The sequence below is a fragment of the Williamsia serinedens genome (assembly GCF_024171725.1).
Classification (GTDB): Bacteria; Actinomycetota; Actinomycetes; order Mycobacteriales; family Mycobacteriaceae; genus Williamsia_A; species Williamsia_A serinedens.
The window spans coordinates 166,192-181,459 of sequence record NZ_JAMTCG010000005.1 but is presented as its reverse complement, the minus strand read 5'-3'; the positions used below and the strand labels follow the sequence as shown (position 1 = coordinate 181,459).

Annotated in this window: 16 protein-coding genes; 3 read left to right on the top strand and 13 right to left on the bottom strand. The window is 71.9% G+C overall.

Features of this window, described 5'->3' with window-relative positions:
* Positions 1–38 precede the first annotated feature (38 nt).
* From LX12_RS14340 to ftsH, 7 genes are all read right to left on the bottom strand, one after another.
* Positions 39–1,079, bottom strand: coding sequence for a DUF6779 domain-containing protein (locus LX12_RS14340; protein ID WP_253655258.1), 1,041 nt, complete (start codon positions 1,077–1,079; stop codon positions 39–41).
* 86 nt (positions 1,080–1,165) lie between these two features.
* The gene (locus tag LX12_RS14335) at positions 1,166–1,699 is read right to left on the bottom strand and encodes a DUF3180 domain-containing protein (protein WP_253655257.1); all 534 of its coding nucleotides are present in this window, start codon (positions 1,697–1,699) and stop codon (positions 1,166–1,168) included.
* Positions 1,696–2,232 (bottom strand): 2-amino-4-hydroxy-6-hydroxymethyldihydropteridine diphosphokinase, encoded by a 537-nt coding sequence (folK, locus tag LX12_RS14330; RefSeq protein WP_253655256.1) that lies wholly within the window; start codon positions 2,230–2,232, stop codon positions 1,696–1,698. The genes LX12_RS14335 and folK overlap by 4 nt, the downstream gene beginning before the upstream one ends.
* A 10-nt stretch (positions 2,233–2,242) precedes the next feature.
* Positions 2,243–2,620: a dihydroneopterin aldolase gene (gene folB, locus LX12_RS14325; protein WP_253655255.1), complete on the bottom strand. Its 378-nt coding sequence runs from the start codon at positions 2,618–2,620 to the stop codon at positions 2,243–2,245.
* Positions 2,613–3,500 carry a dihydropteroate synthase gene (folP, locus tag LX12_RS14320; protein WP_443741621.1) on the bottom strand — a complete coding sequence of 296 codons (888 nt, stop codon included), beginning with the start codon at positions 3,498–3,500 and terminating at the stop codon, positions 2,613–2,615. The genes folB and folP overlap by 8 nt, the downstream gene beginning before the upstream one ends.
* Before the next feature lie 38 nt (positions 3,501–3,538).
* Positions 3,539–4,144, bottom strand: coding sequence for a GTP cyclohydrolase I FolE (folE, locus tag LX12_RS14315; RefSeq protein ID WP_253655254.1), 606 nt, complete (start codon positions 4,142–4,144; stop codon positions 3,539–3,541).
* A gap of 71 nt (positions 4,145–4,215) precedes the next feature.
* Complete coding sequence (gene ftsH, locus LX12_RS14310) at positions 4,216–6,654, bottom strand: ATP-dependent zinc metalloprotease FtsH (protein WP_253655253.1); 2,439 nt, start codon at positions 6,652–6,654, stop codon at positions 4,216–4,218.
* Positions 6,655–6,792: 138 nt separating this feature from the next.
* Between ftsH and LX12_RS14305 the strand changes: the two genes are divergently transcribed.
* Both LX12_RS14305 and LX12_RS14300 read left to right on the top strand, forming a co-directional pair.
* Entirely contained in the window at positions 6,793–7,278 is a 486-nt protein-coding gene (locus LX12_RS14305; protein ID WP_253655252.1) for a PPOX class F420-dependent oxidoreductase, read from the top strand.
* A 64-nt stretch (positions 7,279–7,342) separates the two neighbouring features.
* Positions 7,343–8,161 carry an MBL fold metallo-hydrolase gene (locus LX12_RS14300; protein ID WP_253655251.1) on the top strand — a complete coding sequence of 273 codons (819 nt, stop codon included), beginning with the start codon at positions 7,343–7,345 and terminating at the stop codon, positions 8,159–8,161.
* A gap of 124 nt (positions 8,162–8,285) precedes the next feature.
* Here LX12_RS14300 and bluB read toward each other — a convergent pair whose 3' ends face one another.
* From bluB to hpt, 3 genes are read right to left on the bottom strand one after another with little or no spacing between them, the layout of a single operon-like run.
* Positions 8,286–8,936, bottom strand: a complete 651-nt coding sequence (gene bluB / locus LX12_RS14295) for a 5,6-dimethylbenzimidazole synthase (RefSeq protein WP_253655250.1) — start codon at positions 8,934–8,936, stop codon at positions 8,286–8,288.
* Positions 8,933–10,300: an amidase gene (locus LX12_RS14290; RefSeq protein ID WP_253655249.1), complete on the bottom strand. Its 1,368-nt coding sequence runs from the start codon at positions 10,298–10,300 to the stop codon at positions 8,933–8,935. Before LX12_RS14290 ends, bluB begins: the two co-directional genes overlap by 4 nt.
* Entirely contained in the window at positions 10,297–10,863 is a 567-nt protein-coding gene (gene hpt / locus LX12_RS14285) for a hypoxanthine phosphoribosyltransferase (RefSeq protein ID WP_253655248.1), read from the bottom strand. Before hpt ends, LX12_RS14290 begins: the two co-directional genes overlap by 4 nt.
* 313 nt (positions 10,864–11,176) lie before the next feature.
* Between hpt and LX12_RS14280 the strand changes: the two genes are divergently transcribed.
* Positions 11,177–11,794: a DUF8020 domain-containing protein gene (locus LX12_RS14280; protein WP_253655247.1), complete on the top strand. Its 618-nt coding sequence runs from the start codon at positions 11,177–11,179 to the stop codon at positions 11,792–11,794.
* A gap of 16 nt (positions 11,795–11,810) precedes the next feature.
* Here LX12_RS14280 and tilS read toward each other — a convergent pair whose 3' ends face one another.
* Genes tilS through dacB form a run of 3 tightly spaced genes read right to left on the bottom strand, consistent with a single transcriptional unit; the run spans position 11,811 to position 15,183 of the window.
* The gene (tilS, locus tag LX12_RS14275) at positions 11,811–12,764 is read right to left on the bottom strand and encodes a tRNA lysidine(34) synthetase TilS (protein WP_301284648.1); all 954 of its coding nucleotides are present in this window, start codon (positions 12,762–12,764) and stop codon (positions 11,811–11,813) included.
* A complete protein-coding gene (locus LX12_RS14270) occupies positions 12,761–13,810 on the bottom strand; it encodes an Rv3626c family coenzyme F420 biosynthesis-associated protein (RefSeq protein WP_372505028.1) in 1,050 nt (349 codons plus the stop codon). Before LX12_RS14270 ends, tilS begins: the two co-directional genes overlap by 4 nt.
* Positions 13,801–15,183 carry a D-alanyl-D-alanine carboxypeptidase/D-alanyl-D-alanine endopeptidase gene (gene dacB / locus LX12_RS14265; RefSeq protein WP_253655244.1) on the bottom strand — a complete coding sequence of 461 codons (1,383 nt, stop codon included), beginning with the start codon at positions 15,181–15,183 and terminating at the stop codon, positions 13,801–13,803. Before dacB ends, LX12_RS14270 begins: the two co-directional genes overlap by 10 nt.
* Between the last annotated feature and the right edge of the window lie 85 nt (positions 15,184–15,268).

The window sequence follows — 15,268 nt, the reverse complement described above, 5'->3', positions numbered from 1 at the left end:
GACAGTGACCGGGGTCACCCGGCCTCGGAAGGCTGGGGTCAGTCCTCGCGACGGCGACGACGTCCGCCGCCGCCGGAGCGCAGCGACTCCATCAGCTCCGACACCGACCGGCCGTTGCTGTGCGCGCCGCTGTCGACCTCCCGGGCGCGGTGGCGGTCACGACGGGCGGGGGCGTCGACGGAGGTGGACCACGCCGGTGTCGCGTCGTCGATGGACTCGTCGGCGGTGTCAGGTGCGTCGGTCCCGGGTGCCTCGTGCCCCGCCGGCTCCGGTGCGGGAGCACCCCGGCCGTGCCGTCCGCCGCCGGCGTCGGCGGCGGGCTGTCGATGCGCGCCGGTCGACGACGGAGCGTCCGGCGTCGGCGCGGGTGTCGGCTCCGGGGCCGTGGTGGGCACGGCGGGCGGCGCCGCGGCGGGGGTCGTCGCGGACGCGGCCCACTCGTCGGTCGGGGTCTCGTCGACGAACCGCGGCCGGTCGGCGGGAGGGTCGACGACCGGTTCGGCGGGCGGCTGCGGTGCGACGGGGGGCGTCGCCGTGGGTTCCGGTGCGGTACGGGCGAAGTCGCGCTCGGCGGTGGCACCGTCGGACACGACGGGGTCGTCGACGGGGCCCAGCGCACGCAGACGCTCGGCCTCGAGGGCGACACGCTGGTCGGGCAGTTCCCCCACCAGGGCCTCGACACTCGCCCGCAACGACGCGACCTGCTCCTGCAGCGCACGCAGTTCCGCGGACGACTCCGCGCGCACCTCGCGCCGGATCTGCGCCTCGACACCGAGCTCGTACTGCTTGCGCGCAGCGATCTCCCGCTCGAGCTGCAGTTCGTAGACGACGCGCAGGTCACGCGTCTTCGCCTCCGCCGAGTCGGCCTGACGCCGGAACTTGGTGACCAGGATGGCCCCGATGACCGCAGCCCACAGCGCGGCGATCACGGCCAGCGACGCGACGATGCTGCGGTCGGGCGAGAAGATCATGGCGATCGACGCACCGATGGCGAGGACGAGGAGCAGACCGAGCAGCCACTGGGCCGGCCCGCGCCGCGACCGGCGGGTACCGGCGGAGCGACCGCCCGTTGACGTCATGCGCGTCACCCTACTGGCGTCGGGGGCCCGGACGTGCGAGGGCGAGGTCGGTGTCGGGGCGTCGTCCTGGGCTGTGCGTGGGTCGGTCATGTGCCCGATGGCGACGCGCCCGCGGCGTCCTCGGGATCGTCCGGTGTCCGACAGCAGTATTCGAGCCACAGCGCCGCAGCGGCGAGCAGCACACCTCCGACGAGACCGACGATGGCCGCGGGTCGATCGTGGTCGGCCGCAGAGGACTCCGACAGCGACAGCAGGTAGATCCCCATGCCCGCCCACACCCCGACGGCGAGGGCACCGAGCAGGGCCGACGCCTTGGCGAGCGCGAGCACCCGGGCCGCGGTCAACGGATGCAACTGTCCGGAGGCGCGGCCCACCTGCGAGCTCGAGACGCGGGATCGGACGATCACCGCGATCACGGCCTCGAGCGCGGCCAGGGCGTAGAGGACGATGCCGGCCAGCAGCGGCAGCGGCGGCAGCTGCCCGTAGCTGACGCGGACGAGCAGCCACACCACCACGGCCGTCACCGCGGCGACACCGAGCAGGTCCCGGACACGGGTGGGCGCCAAGCCCTCCTGCTCCGGGTCGTCGCGGCGGGGACGCCGTCTGTCGCCGCGGGTCACCGGTCGCCCTCCCGCACCACGGTCCAGCCCTCGACGTCGCGGCGGCGCACACCGACACGCTCGTCGGCGGGCAGCCCCTCCACGAGATCGGCGACGGCCTGCTCGCCCGTCGGCGTCCACAGGACCGCGTCGGGGTCGGCGTCGAGCCACGGGATCAGCACGAAAGCCCGGAGATGGGCTCGCGGGTGCGGCAGCGTGAGATCGGGGTCATCGTCGACGACGACGCTCCCGTCGACGCTCACCGACACGACGTCGACGTCGAGAGTGCGTGGCCCCCAGCGCACCTCACGCGTCCGGTCGGCAGCCCGCTCGCAGGCGAAGCCCTCCTCCAGCCAGTCCCGCGGCGAGGTCTCGGGAGCCTCGACCACGAGCACGGCGTTGTCGAAGTCGTCCTGGGCGACGGGGCCCCAGGGCGGGGTCGCATGGACCGCCGACGCGGCGACGACGCGATCGCCGAAGTGGTCGCGGACGGCGCGCAGTGCGGCGACCGTGTCGCCCATGTTGGCGCCGATCGACAGGACGGCTCTGCTCACTGCGCCCGGCTCACTGCGGCCGCCCGGACTTGCGCGACCGTCGCGTCACGACGGCCACGTCGGCGAAGGTCAACGGGATCGGCGCGGACGGTTTGTGGACGGTCACCTCGCAGGCGGCCACGCGATCGTCGGTCATGATGTCGTCGGCGATCTCGGCCCCGACCGTCTCGATGAGGTCGCGCGACGGTCCGGCGACGATGTCGTGGGCGCGCTGCGCCAGTTCGCCGTAGTGGACGGTCTGGGCCAGGTCGTCGGAGGCCGCGGCGGCACTGAGGTCGAGCCACAGCACGAGGTCGATGACGAAGTCCTGTCCGTCCCGCTTCTCGTGGTCGAAGACGCCGTGATTGCCCCGGACCACCAGGCCCCGCAGCTCGATGCGGTCAGCCATCGACGGAACCCCTTCTCCCGCCCGTGGTCCAGGCCGCGGCGACGGCGACGGCGTCGCGACCGGCGACGACGTCGTGCACGCGCACGCCCCACGCACCATGCGCGGCGGACAGGGCGGTGACCGCGGCGGTGGCGACCTCGCGGCCGTCGGGCGGTCGGGGGTCGTCGGCACCGCCGAGCAGCGCACCGAGGAACCGCTTGCGTGACGCGCCGACCAGGATCGGGTAGCCCAGTCCGACGAGGGTCGGCAACGCGTGCAGCAGCGCCCAGTTGTGCGCCGCGGCCTTGGCGAATCCCAGCCCGGGGTCCAGCACGAGGCGGTCGGGGCTCACACCGGCCGCGACGGCCGCATCGACCTGGGCGAGCAGCTCGGCACTGACCTGGGCGACGACGTCGCGGTATCCGCCGACGTCGTCGACGCGGTGGGCGAAGCGGGTGACGCCGGAGTCGTCGACGGTGGGGCGCCAGTGCATGAGGATCCAGGGGACGCCGGTCTCGGCCGCGACGCGCGCCATGTCGGGGTCGGCGCGGCCGCCGGACACGTCGTTGATGACCGCGGCCCCGGCCTCGACGGCCGCGGCGGCCACCGACGCACGCATCGTGTCGACGGACACCGCGACGCCCTCGTCGGCGAGAGCGCGGATCACCGGGACGACGCGGTCGCGTTCGACGTCGGGCTCGACGCGCGTCGCGCCCGGGCGCGTGGACTCACCGCCCACGTCGACGAGGTCGGCGCCCTGGCGGGCGAGCAGCACCCCGTGCTCGACTGCACGATCGGGGTCGAGGTACAGGCCGCCGTCGGAGAAGGAGTCGGCCGTCACGTTGAGGACCCCCACCACACGGGTGCGGGTGCCGGGCGTCAGGTCGACCGCGGGGGACACGCCGTCCACGGTATGCGTGGGCGGCGTGAGAACGGACGTCAGGTCCGTCGCGCGATGAGCTCGAGCGCCTCACCGCGGCTGATCGCGTTCGTCTTGAAGATCCCGCGCACCGCTGAGGTGGTGGTGCTCGCGCCGGGCTTGCGGATGCCGCGCATCGCCATGCACAGGTGCTCGGCCTCGATGACGACGATCACCCCGCGCGGATCGAGTTTGCGGACCAGCGCGTCGGCGATCTGCGTGGTGAGACGTTCCTGGACCTGCGGACGCTTCGCGTACAGATCGACCACACGCGCCAGCTTCGACAGCCCCGTCACCTGGCCCGTGGTGCCCGGGATGTACCCGACGTGCGCCACGCCGTGGAACGACACGAGATGGTGCTCGCACGTGGAGTACATCGGGATGTCCTTGACCAGCACGAGCTCGTCGTGGCCGACGTCGAAGGTGGTCGCGAGGACCTCGTCGGGGTCGACCCAGAGGCCGGCGAACATCTCCTTGTAGGCCCGCGCGACCCGTGCAGGGGTGTCCTGCAGCCCGTCGCGATCGGGGTCCTCGCCCATCGCGAGGAGCAGCTCCCGGACCGCGGCCTCGGCGCGCGGCTGGTCGAACCCGGACGTGAAGGTCGGTGCTTCGGTGGTGTCGGTCATGGCGGCTGCCTACCCATTTCTCGAGGATGGCGTGGAGGTGCTGCCGTCCCCGGTGAGGGGTCGGCGGGGTGTCACCAGCGTGACGGAGGGGTGCCGTTCGGGGGGCGCTGCTCACCGTCGCGGGGCGGCCACCCCGGGGCGGACCACCCCTCCGGGGCCCCGTAGTCCGGGCCGCTGGGGCGGTTGTGACCCGACGGGTCCTGGTCGCGCGGCACGGGCTGCGGCGTCGGTTGATGGCCCGGGTTCCCGTAGCCGGGGCCCCCGTAGCCGGGGGCCGGGTAGCCCTGCGGGTAGCCGGGGTAGTCGTCGCCGCGACCGGGCGGCGTCGGCTGGCCGTAGGACGGACCGCCCTGGCCGTAGCCCCCGTTCGATCCGGGGCCGCCGTTCTGGCCGTGGCCGTTCTGACCCTGGCCGTAGCCGTTCTGGCCGTACCCGTTCTGACCCTGGCCGTAGCCGTTCTGGCCGTACCCGCTCTGGCCCTGGCCGTAACCGTTCTGGCCGTGGCCGTCGGACCCGTGACCGTTCTGGCCGTACCCACCCGGTGCGCCGACGGGCTCCTTGCGGAGGTCCGGTGCGGGCTCCGGGGGCCACGGCTCGCCGCGCTCGGTGGCGAGTTCCTTCGGCGTCTTCACCGGGGGCTTGTCGCTGGGCGTGCGGTCACCGAAGTCGTTGAACGTGGTGATGCGCGGACGCTTCTCGACGCCGGAGAAGATCTTCTCCAGGTCCTTGCGGGTCAGGGTCTCGCGCTCGAGGAGCTGGGTGGCCAGCTCGTCGAGGGTGTCGCGGTACTCCGACAGGATCGCCCAGGCCTCGGTGTGCGCGGCCTCGATGAGGCGACGGACCTCGTCGTCGATCTCCGACGCGACCTCGGCGGAGTAGTCGCTGTGCGTGCCCATCGAGCGGCCCAGGAACGGGTCGCCCTGCTCCTGGCCGTAGCGAACGGCGCCGAGCTTCGCGCTCATGCCGTACTCGGTGACCATCGCGCGGGCGATCTTGGTCGCCTGGTCGATGTCCGACGACGCGCCGGTGGTCGGCTCGTGGAAGACGAGCTCCTCGGCGGCACGGCCGCCCATCGCCATGACGAGACGAGCGATCATCTCCGACCGAGTCATCAGGTCCTTGTCCTGCTCGGGCACGGCCAGCGCGTGACCGCCGGTCCGCCCACGGGCGAGGATGGTGACCTTGTAGATCGGGTCGAGGTCGGGCATCGCCCACGCGGCGAGCGTGTGACCGCCCTCGTGGTAGGCGACGACCTTCTTCTCGTGCTCGCTGATGATGCGGCTCTTGCGGCGCGGACCGCCGATCACGCGGTCGACGGCCTCCTCCAGCGACTCCGCCGAGATGACCTGCTTGTTCTCGCGAGCGGTCAGCAGGGCGGCCTCGTTGATGACGTTGGACAGGTCGGCACCGGACATGCCCGGCGTGCGCTTCGCGAGCCCGTCCAGGTCGGCGTCGGGGGCCAGCGGCTTGCCCTGCGCATGCACCCGCAGGATGGCGCGACGGCCGGCCATGTCGGGGTTGCCGACGGGGATCTGCCGGTCGAAACGGCCGGGCCGCAGCAGCGCCGGGTCGAGGATGTCGGGGCGGTTCGTCGCGGCGATGAGGATGACCCCCGACCGCTCGCCGAAGCCGTCCATCTCGACGAGGAGCTGGTTCAGCGTCTGCTCGCGCTCGTCGTGACCGCCGCCGAGGCCGGCACCGCGCTGACGTCCGACGGCGTCGATCTCGTCGACGAAGATGATGCACGGGCTGTTGTTCTTGGCCTGCTCGAAGAGGTCGCGCACACGCGAGGCGCCGACACCGACGAACATCTCGACGAAGTCCGACCCGGAGATGGTGAAGAACGGGACGCCCGCCTCACCGGCGACGGCCCGGGCGAGCAAGGTCTTGCCGGTGCCGGGAGGGCCGTAGAGCAGGACGCCGCGCGGGATCTTCGCGCCCAGCGCCTGGTACCGCGCCGGGTTCTGCAGGAAGTCCTTGATCTCGTAGAGCTCCTCGACCGCCTCGTCGGCGCCGGCGACGTCGGCGAACGTGGTCTTGGGCATGTCCTTCGACAGCTGCTTGGCCTTGGACTTGCCGAAGCCCATGACGCCGCCGCGACCACCGCCCTGCATGCGGCTCATGACGAAGAAGAAGAGGCCGAACAGGATCAGCATCGGCAGGACGAAGATCAGGATCTGCCAGAAGACGGATTCCTGCGTGACGTTGGTCTGGTACGTCGCACCCGAGTCGCGGACCGAGGTGAACACGAACTCCGACGCGCGCGCCGGGTACTTCGACGTGATCTTGGTGGTGCCGTCGACCGGGTTCTTCAGCTCGAGGCGCAGCGCCTGTTCCCGGTCGTCGATCTGCACGCTGTTCACGTTCTTGGTGTTCAGCTGGGTGAGGGCGACCGACGTGTCCACACTCTTGTACTCGCGGTTGCCGTCGCGCAGCACCGTCCATCCCCAGATGGCGAGCACGATGACGGCCACGATGGCGAGGTTGCGGAAAACAGTCTTTCGATTCATCACACGTCCCGGTCGGCGCCGGCGCGTCCCTTCGTTGTGGGTACACCTGTTCGGTCAGGCTACCCGTGAACGCCCGAGCGCCGTCGGGCGTTCCCGCAGGCACGCTCCACAGGGTGTGACGCGGCCTACGCTGGGCACATGGCGAGGAACATCGCGACCACAGACCGCGTCGGGCTCGACGAACTTCTCGACTTCGTGCGAACACGACATCACCTCATCCTGGTGACCACCCGTTCGAACGGGTCGCCGCAGGTCTCGCCGGTGACCGGCGGTGTCGACGGCGAGGGACGGATCGTCATCTCGACCTATCCGGGCCGCGCGAAGACGAAGAACGCGCAGGCCCGGCCGGAGGTGTCGATCTGCGTGCTCTCCGACGATTTCGACGGCGCGTGGGTGCAGGTCGACGGGACCGCCGAGGTGCTGCACCAGCCGGAGTCGACCGACGGGCTCGTCGAGTACTTCCGGTCCATCTCGGGTGAGCACCCCGACTGGGACGAGTACCGCGCCGCGATGGCGACGCAGGACAAGTCGTTGATCCGGGTCACGCCCACCCGCTGGGGTCCGATCGCGACCGGCGGCTTCCCGCAGGACGTCGCCGACAAGCTCGACGCCCAGGACTCCTGACCCGTCGAGTGGGCGGTTCCGAACGTCGGTTGGGCGGTTCCGGACGTCGGTTGGGCGGTTGCCGGTGAGTGACCTCGCGATCTGCGCGACGTGCGCGGTCCAGTTCGACGTCCCCGTCGACGACCCGCCCGCCTCGTGCCCGATCTGCTCCGATCCGCGGCAGTACGTCGGGCACGGCGGCCAGAGGTGGACGTCGCTCGACGAACTCCGACGCGAGAACCGGTCGGTGACGCGGCCGCAGGGCGACTTCCTGGGTGTCGGCTCCGACGGGCACATCGGGATCGGACAGCGCGCGCTGCTCGTGCCCTACGGCGACAGCAACCTGCTCTGGGACTGTGTCGCCCTCCTCGACGACGCGCTCGTCGAGGAGATCGAGGCACGCGGCGGGCTCGCGGGCATCGTGATCTCGCATCCGCACTACTGGTCGACGATGGTCGACTGGGCGCACCGATTCGACTGCCCGATCCACCTTCCCCGCGTCGACGAGCCCTGGGTGATGCGGCCGGATCCGGCGATCTCGTTCTGGGACGGGGACACGCTCGCGCTCGACCACGGGCTGTCGGTGCACCGCCTCGGCGGACACTTCCCGGGGGCGTCCGCGCTGCACGTGCCGGCCGTCGACGGTCGTCGGGCCGCGCTGCTCACCGGCGACCTGCCCCTCGCGGCGGCCGACCGTCGCTGGGTCTCCTTCATGTGGAGCTACCCGAACATGGTGCCGCTGCCCGCTGACGAGGTGCGCCGCATCGCCGGCATCCTCGCCGGACTGGACTTCGACGTGCTGCACAGCGCCTTCTGGGACCAGCAGGTCGACGACGCGTGGAGCGCGGTCCAGCGGTCGGCGGACCGCTACATCGCTGCGCTGCAGTCGATCCCCGAGGTCTGAGCGCACACTCGACGGTCGCTTTCCGCACGCTCGGCGGTCGTTTTCCGCACGCTCGGCGGGCTTTTCCGCACGCTCAGCGGGGTCTGGTGCACGCTCGGCGGGTCTGGTGCCCGCTCGGGGAAGGTCAGTCGGGCCAGCGATCGGTGGCGCAGAGGTCGGAGAGCGGACGCTCCACGGTCCACCCCGTCTCGACCAGCATCGGCCGTTCGTAGAACCGGTCGACCGGACCCAGGCAGAGGACCGCGACCGGCTCGGCTGCTTCCGGGATGTTCAGCAGCGCAGCGAGTTCCGCGGGGTCGAACATCGACACCCACCCCATCCCGTACCCCTCGGCGCGGGCCGCGAGCCACATGTTCTGGATGGCGCAGGCGACGGAGGCGAGGTCCATCTGCGGCATCGTCCGTCGACCGAACACGTGTGCGTCCCGACCGGTCCCCAAGGCCACGACGATCACCTCGGCACATTCCGTGATGCCCTCGACCTTGAGACGCCCGAACTCCTCGCCCCGGTCCCCGAGCGCGGCGGCTGTCCGCAGGCGCTCCGCCTCGACGACGTCGCGGATCTCTTGTCGCACAGCGGGATCGACGATGCGGAGGAAACGCCACGGCTGCATCAACCCCACACTCGGCGCGTGGTGCGCAGCGCCCATCACGCGGGCGAGCACGTCCTCGGGGACCTCTCCCCCGGCGAAATGCCGCGTGTCACGGCGACTCTCGATCGCCCGGTACACCGCTGCGCGGGCATCCGGGTCGAACGGGTCGCAGGGCCCGGTCACGCGTAGGCGGGCGCCACGCGCGCCCAGGGACGAGCCTGTTCCATCTGCGCCGCGACCGCCAGCAACGTCGTCTCCGACCCGGGGCGTCCGAACAGGTGGACCGCCATCGGCGTCCCCGAGGCGGGGTGCACGCCCATCGGCACCGACATCGCCGGCCAGTGGAGCAGGTTCACCAGCCCCGCGAACGGCGCGTACCCGATGTTGGCGTACATGTTCGGAAGCCATCCGCGACGGTTCCACTCCTGCGCCCGGATCGGCGGGCGCGCGAGCATCGGCGTCATGATCAGATCGCTGCCGGCCCGGTCGAGGTAATCCTCGACGCGGGCGACGATCGCGGTCCGCTGCTCGTCGCGGACCAGCCCGCGTCTGTTCACCACGCGACCGATGGCCGTGTGCACCTTCGACCGGCGCTGCAGTCGAGCCAGATCCCCGCCCTGCGAACCGATCTCGTCGGCGTCGGCGGCGGCACCCCCGACCCACCGCAGCAGCAACGGGGCCGGGTTCGTCGGATAGGGCAGGGGCGAGGCCGTCACGCGGTGGCCGATCTCGGTGAGCACCCTCGACGCCTCGGACAGCGCACCGGCCCAGTGCGGGTCCGTCGACCCGACCGCGAGCGGGAAGTTCTCCGCCACGACGACACCGACAGGCGCGTGATCCGTGTCCCGGCCCGCGGCGGTCAGATCGGGGCGGTCGGCCATGACCCCCAGCGTCAGCGCGGCGTCGGCGACGGTGGTCGCCAACGGACCGTTCTCCGACATCCCGTACCAGCCGTTGCCGGTGGTCTGCGGCGGGACCACGCCGGAACCGGGCTTGATGCCGAACAGTCCGCAGTCGGCGGAGGGGATCCGGATGGACCCGAGGCCGTCGTTGCCGTGCGCGACGACGACCTGGCCGCTCGCGACCGCTGCGGCCGCGCCGCCCGACGACCCGCCAGGGGTCAGCGACGGGTTCCACGGGTTGCGCGTCACGCGACCGGGGACGTCGGTGGCACCCCACAGGCACAGCTCCGGCACCGCGGTCAGCCCGACGACGACCGCACCTGCCGCGCGCAGGCGGGCGACCATCGCGTGGTCCTCCGCCGACGGGCGGTCGGACGTCGCCCGCGAGCCGATCCGCTGCGGTTCCCCTGCGACCGGCACGTTGTCCTTGATCGCGATCGGGACGCCCGCGAGCGGCAGACCGGAGAGGTCGCGACCGGCCAGTGCGTCGGCCTCGGCCCGAGCGGCGTCATCCCGCACCCGCACGAACGCGTTGATCGAGCCGTCGCGCTCGGCGATGCGCGCCAGGGCGGCGTCGACGACATCGCGCGGCGTCCGACGACCCGCGGCGACGTCCGCGGCGATCTCGACCGCGGTCTCGGTCACTGCGCGTAGACCTGGGGGTTCAACCGGCCGATGTAGGGCAGGTCGCGGTAGCGCTCGGCGTAGTCGAGGCCGTAGCCGACGACGAACTCGTTCGGGATGTCGAAGCCGACCTCGGCGATGTCGACGTCACGACGGACGGCGTCGGGCTTGCGCAGCAGCGTGCACACCTCCAGTGACCGCGGCTGCCGCGACCGGAGGTTCTTGAGAAGCCAGGAGAGGGTGAGCCCGGAGTCGACGATGTCCTCGACGATCAGCACGTCCCGTCCGGCGATGTCGCGGTCGAGGTCCTTGAGGATGCGCACGACGCCCGACGACGACGTGGAGGACCCGTAGGAACTGACAGCCATGAACTCCATCTGCGACGGGATCGGCAGCGCCCGCGCGAAGTCGGTCATGAACATGATCGCGCCCTTGAGGACCCCGATGAGGACGAGGTCGTCCGGGATGTCGGCGTAGCGCGCGGCGATCGCATCGGCCAGCTCCGCCGTGCGCTGCCTGATCTGGTCCTCGGACACGACGACCGCCTCGATGTCGTCGCCGTAGGGATCTCCCGGAACGGCCACCTGTCTCGCCTTTCGCCGACCACCTCGCCTGCGAGGACAACCTTGTCACGTCGCCCGTCGGCGCGGGCTCGCGGGGCGTCCTCCGATCACGCGACGATTTCGGGCGGATCACGGATTCTTTTCATCGTTCGTTTCCATTTCCGGATTTGGTGACGTTAATATCTTCTGGTCCACACCCGGACGCATGCACGGAATCGACACGAATGATGGCGCACGCCAAACATGTTCGCGAGATTCAGTGTCGGCCGAACAGCCGACAGTGGGGGGCGGGCGCTGGTCTCGGGACAGCACCAACCACGAAATGGATCGACCGATGAAGTTCAGAACCGCTCTCGTCTCCGCGGGCGTCTCCCTCGCCTGCGTCGCGGGCGTCGTCGCCGGGGCACCCGCGAACGCGGCACCTGCCGAGAAGATCAACTACAACGCCTCCGTGCAGGGCAAGTCGGTCGTGGTCAACACGAACGCCGGGTCTGTCCGCACCGCGAACAACCAACTGCAGTTCGTCGACACGAAGGGCAAGACCGCAGTCGCGCTCCCGCTGACCTACAAGCTCGACGATGTGGCGCTGCCGATCAAGGCGTCGGCCGAAGGGCGGACCGCGACCCTGACGCCGGAGGTGCCGGGCAAGGTCCTCGTCGACGCGCCGGCGACGAAGCAGGAGCGCGACCAGGACGCCCTGAACACGCTCGGCGCGAACGTCGGTACCGCTGTGTCCATCGGCGGACTGGTCGGCACGGTCGTCGGTGCGGTCGCGGGTTGTGTCATCGGCGGTGTCGTCCTCCCCGCGGTCGGCTGCGTCCCGGGCGTGATCACCGGCGCCGGTTTCGGAGGCGTGGTCGGCACCATCGCCGCCGGCGGGCCGACGCTGATCGGCAACGTGCAGCAGTACTTCAGCACGATCAACTCGCCGTTCGTCCCGCCGAAGAAGTGATCTGACGTCGGGACCGTCAGCGACGGTCCCGACGCAGGCGCAGCAGTCCCCCGTCGGCGACCGCGTTCACGCGGACGTCGACATCACCGCCCACGGCCACCGCGCCGTGGGCGGTGTCGTCTGCGAGGTCGTCCACCGCGGCGAGCAGCGGCGCGGTCACCTCGCTCGCCCCGCCGTCGATCAACCACCGTCGCAGCACCCGCCGTCGGATCGCCCGCGGCAGCGCGACCAGCTCGCTGCGCACCACTGCGCCGTCGACGACGACCGTCTCGGATGCCGCGGCGGCGACCGCGTCGAGGGCGTCGAGATCGTCGCGGACGAGGTCGGCCGTGCGGGCCAGTGCGGGGACGACCGCCGCGCCGAGGACCGTCTGCATGACCGGCACGAGCTCCGCCCGCACCCGCGAGCGCAGGAATCGCGGGTCGTCGTTGTGCGGGTCGGCCCACGGCGTCAGACCGGCCTCCGCACACGCGGCGACGGTCGTGGCGCGCCGCGTCGCCAACAGCGGGCGGCCCCACGGCTCGTCCCAGGCGACCATGCCCGCGATCGACCGCGGGCCTGATCCCCGGGCGAGTCCCACCAGCACCGTCTCCGCCTGGTCGTCGAGGGTGTGGCCCAGCAGCACGGGCCGACCCACCCGCGCCTCGTCCAACGCGGCGTACCGCGCGCGCCGCGCCGCCGCCTCCGGACCACCCGGGCCGTCCACGTCCACCGTCATCACCTGCGCCTGCGCCCCGAGGTCGACCGCCGTGCGTGCCGCCGACCGCGCCACCTCCGCGGACCCGTCCTGCATCCCGTGGTCGACGACGAGTGCGGTGACGGTCAGGCCGACGTGCCGCGCACCGAGCAGCAGCGCGGTGGAGTCCGGTCCACCGGAGAGCGCCACGCAGACGTCGTCGCCGAGCGACTCCCGTGCGAGCAGTCCCGACACCGCACGTCCGATCGCGTCGAGTGCGGCGCCCACCGTCAGAGGACCCGGTCGACCCAGCGGCGGGGTGTGTCGATCTCCTCGGGACGAGGCAGCGTGTCCGGCCCCGTCCAGACCGCGTTGAACCGGGCCATGCCCACGGTCGCGACCACCTCGTCGACGAACGCCTTGCCCCGGATGTACTGCGCCAGCTTGGCGTCCATGCCGATCAGAGCCCGCAGCACGCGCTGCAGCGGGTTCTGCTTGCGTTGCCGCCGCTGGTCGAACGCGGAGCGGATGCGGTCGACGGTGGGGACGTGCAGGGGTCCGACGGCGTCCATCACGTGATCGGCATGGCCCTCTAGCAGGGTGCCGAGCATCATCAGTCGGGTGAAGGCCTCGTACTGCTCGGGCGTCTGCAGGAGCTGCATCGCGCCGAGGACACCCTTCTCGCGGGGCTTGTCCGACCGGAGCACGCCGACGACACGGGCCGCGAGCTCCGCCCCCGACTCGTCGTTCTCGGTGCTGATCGTGGCGATGTTGTCGAGCATGTAGGACCGCAGCCACGGGTTCGCCGAGAACTGCACCCGGTGGGTGACCTCGTGCAGACAGACCCAGAACCGGAAGTCCGACGGCACGACCTTCAGCGACCGCTCGACGGCGATGATGTTGGGGGTCACCAACATCAGCACGCCGTCGGCACCGGTCGCGGGGTCGGGGGAGAACGGGTCGTACTGGCCCAGGATCGCGCCGGAGAGCAGCGCCAGCAGCCCGCCGGCCTGGATCCCGCCGACGCGTCCGGCGATCCCGGGTGACGTCGCGGTGCCGCCGCCGAGCATCGCCGACATCGACCGGGCGGCGGCGTCGATCCACTCCGGACGGTCCAGCACGGACGCCGTCGGGACGGGCAGCCCGTCGGCGAGACCGGTGGTCTCCCGGACCGGCCCCTCCGCCCGCGCGGCGAGGGTCGTGAGCTCCTCGCGGGCGGTGGTGAGCGTGTACCCGGTGGTCCGCGGCCCCGGTCGCGTCAGGCGCCGCCCCACCCCGGCCGCGAGCGACCAGTCGATGCGCGCACCGGGCAGGTCCCGGTCCTCGCCGCTCACCGGCACCCGCAGTCACGCAGGCGGACCGCGACGGCGTCGAGCGCCGGTCGCGCGTCGGCCGGGTTGGTGCCGCTCGAGAGCAGTGCGAACGTCAGGACCCGGTTCTGTCGCGTCTGCACGATCCCCGCCAGCCCGCTGACGCCCGTCAGGGTCCCGGTCTTGGCCTTCACCCAGCCGGCCGCGGTCGCGACACCCGAGACCGACGAGAAGCGGTCCGAGAGAGTCCCGGTGGCACCGGCGATGGGCAGCATGTCGAGCAGTGGACGCAGCTTCGGGTTCTGGGTGCCGGCCGTCGCGCGCAGCAGACCGTCGAGCACGCCGGCCGGGATGCGGTCCTGGACGGACAGTCCGTTGGTGTCGCGCAGGGTCACCTGCGACATGTCGAACCCGGCGTCGCGCAGCACGGAGGTCACCGCGGTGGTGGCACCCGCGAGACTCGCGGGCAGGTTCTTCGCACGCGCCACCTCGATGGCGAGGGTCTCGGCGAGGACGTCGTCGGAGTCGACGAGCATGTCGCGGAGGCGGGTCTCCAACGGCGCCGACGTCACCGAGGCGATCACCCGCGCCCCCTGCGGCGCCGTGCCCGCCGCGACGGCGTCGGTCGACAGGCCGAGGTCGCCGGCGAGGTCACCGGCGGCGGCCAGGGCCGGTGTCGCGCTGCGGGGTGAGTACAGCTGGGTCGGGTCGAGACGCGCCGAGTCGGCCATGAACGCCTGGATCGGCGCGATGCTGCCCCCGGCGATGTCGGCGGTCTCCCACGTCGACGCGAACTCGGGGCCCGTGAACAGACTCGTGTCGACCGCGATCGACGAGACCGCGACCCCGGACCGCTTGACCTGCGCGGCCAGGTCCGCGATGCGGGGGGCGTCGGAGAAGAAGGTGTCGGTGCCGTCCGGCTGCGCCGACAGCGTCGGGTCGCCCGCGCCCACCACGACGATGCGACCGTTGCCGGCATCGACGACGCGGGTGGTCAGAGTCGCGTCGAGCGGGAGGGTCAGCAGCGCCGCCGCGGCGGTGAGGATCTTCGTCGTCGACGCCGGCGTCATCGGGGTGCCGGGGTTCACCGACCACAGGGTCTGGCCCGTCAACGCGTCGGAGACCTCTCCGCTGAGGCTGCCCAGGCGGGGGTCCCGTGTGACCGATGCCAGCTGGGCCGCGACGCCGGCCGCCGACGGTTCGGGGGCGCTCGACGCGACCGGGACGATCGCGGGGCTCACCGACGCGGGGGCCGGGCGTGCCGGGGCGTCCGCCGCCGCATCGGGACCGTCGGAGTCGACCGTGACGGCGACGACGGCGACCACCGCGGCGATGACGACGAGGACGAGCACCGGGATGACGGTCCACCAGACGCTCGCGCGCCGGCCTGCCCGTGCGTTCACTCTGCGCTCCTCCGCCCGCCGTGGTCCTGGCGACCAACAGTATCCTCGACCCGATCGCGGCTCGGCCGACGCAAGGTCGGCGGTG

Excerpts from the sequence above, each read along its gene's own strand:
- folE (WP_253655254.1), bottom strand. The coding sequence starts at position 4,144 with ATGACCGACACCACCGAAGCACCGACCTTCACGTCCGGGTTCGACCAG.
- folB (WP_253655255.1), bottom strand. The coding sequence starts at position 2,620 with ATGGCTGACCGCATCGAGCTGCGGGGCCTGGTGGTCCGGGGCAATCAC.
- LX12_RS14305 (WP_253655252.1), top strand. The coding sequence starts at position 6,793 with ATGGCGAGGAACATCGCGACCACAGACCGCGTCGGGCTCGACGAACTT.
- LX12_RS14280 (WP_253655247.1), top strand. The coding sequence starts at position 11,177 with ATGAAGTTCAGAACCGCTCTCGTCTCCGCGGGCGTCTCCCTCGCCTGC.
- LX12_RS14340 (WP_253655258.1), bottom strand. The coding sequence starts at position 1,079 with ATGACGTCAACGGGCGGTCGCTCCGCCGGTACCCGCCGGTCGCGGCGC.
- ftsH (WP_253655253.1), bottom strand. The coding sequence starts at position 6,654 with ATGAATCGAAAGACTGTTTTCCGCAACCTCGCCATCGTGGCCGTCATC.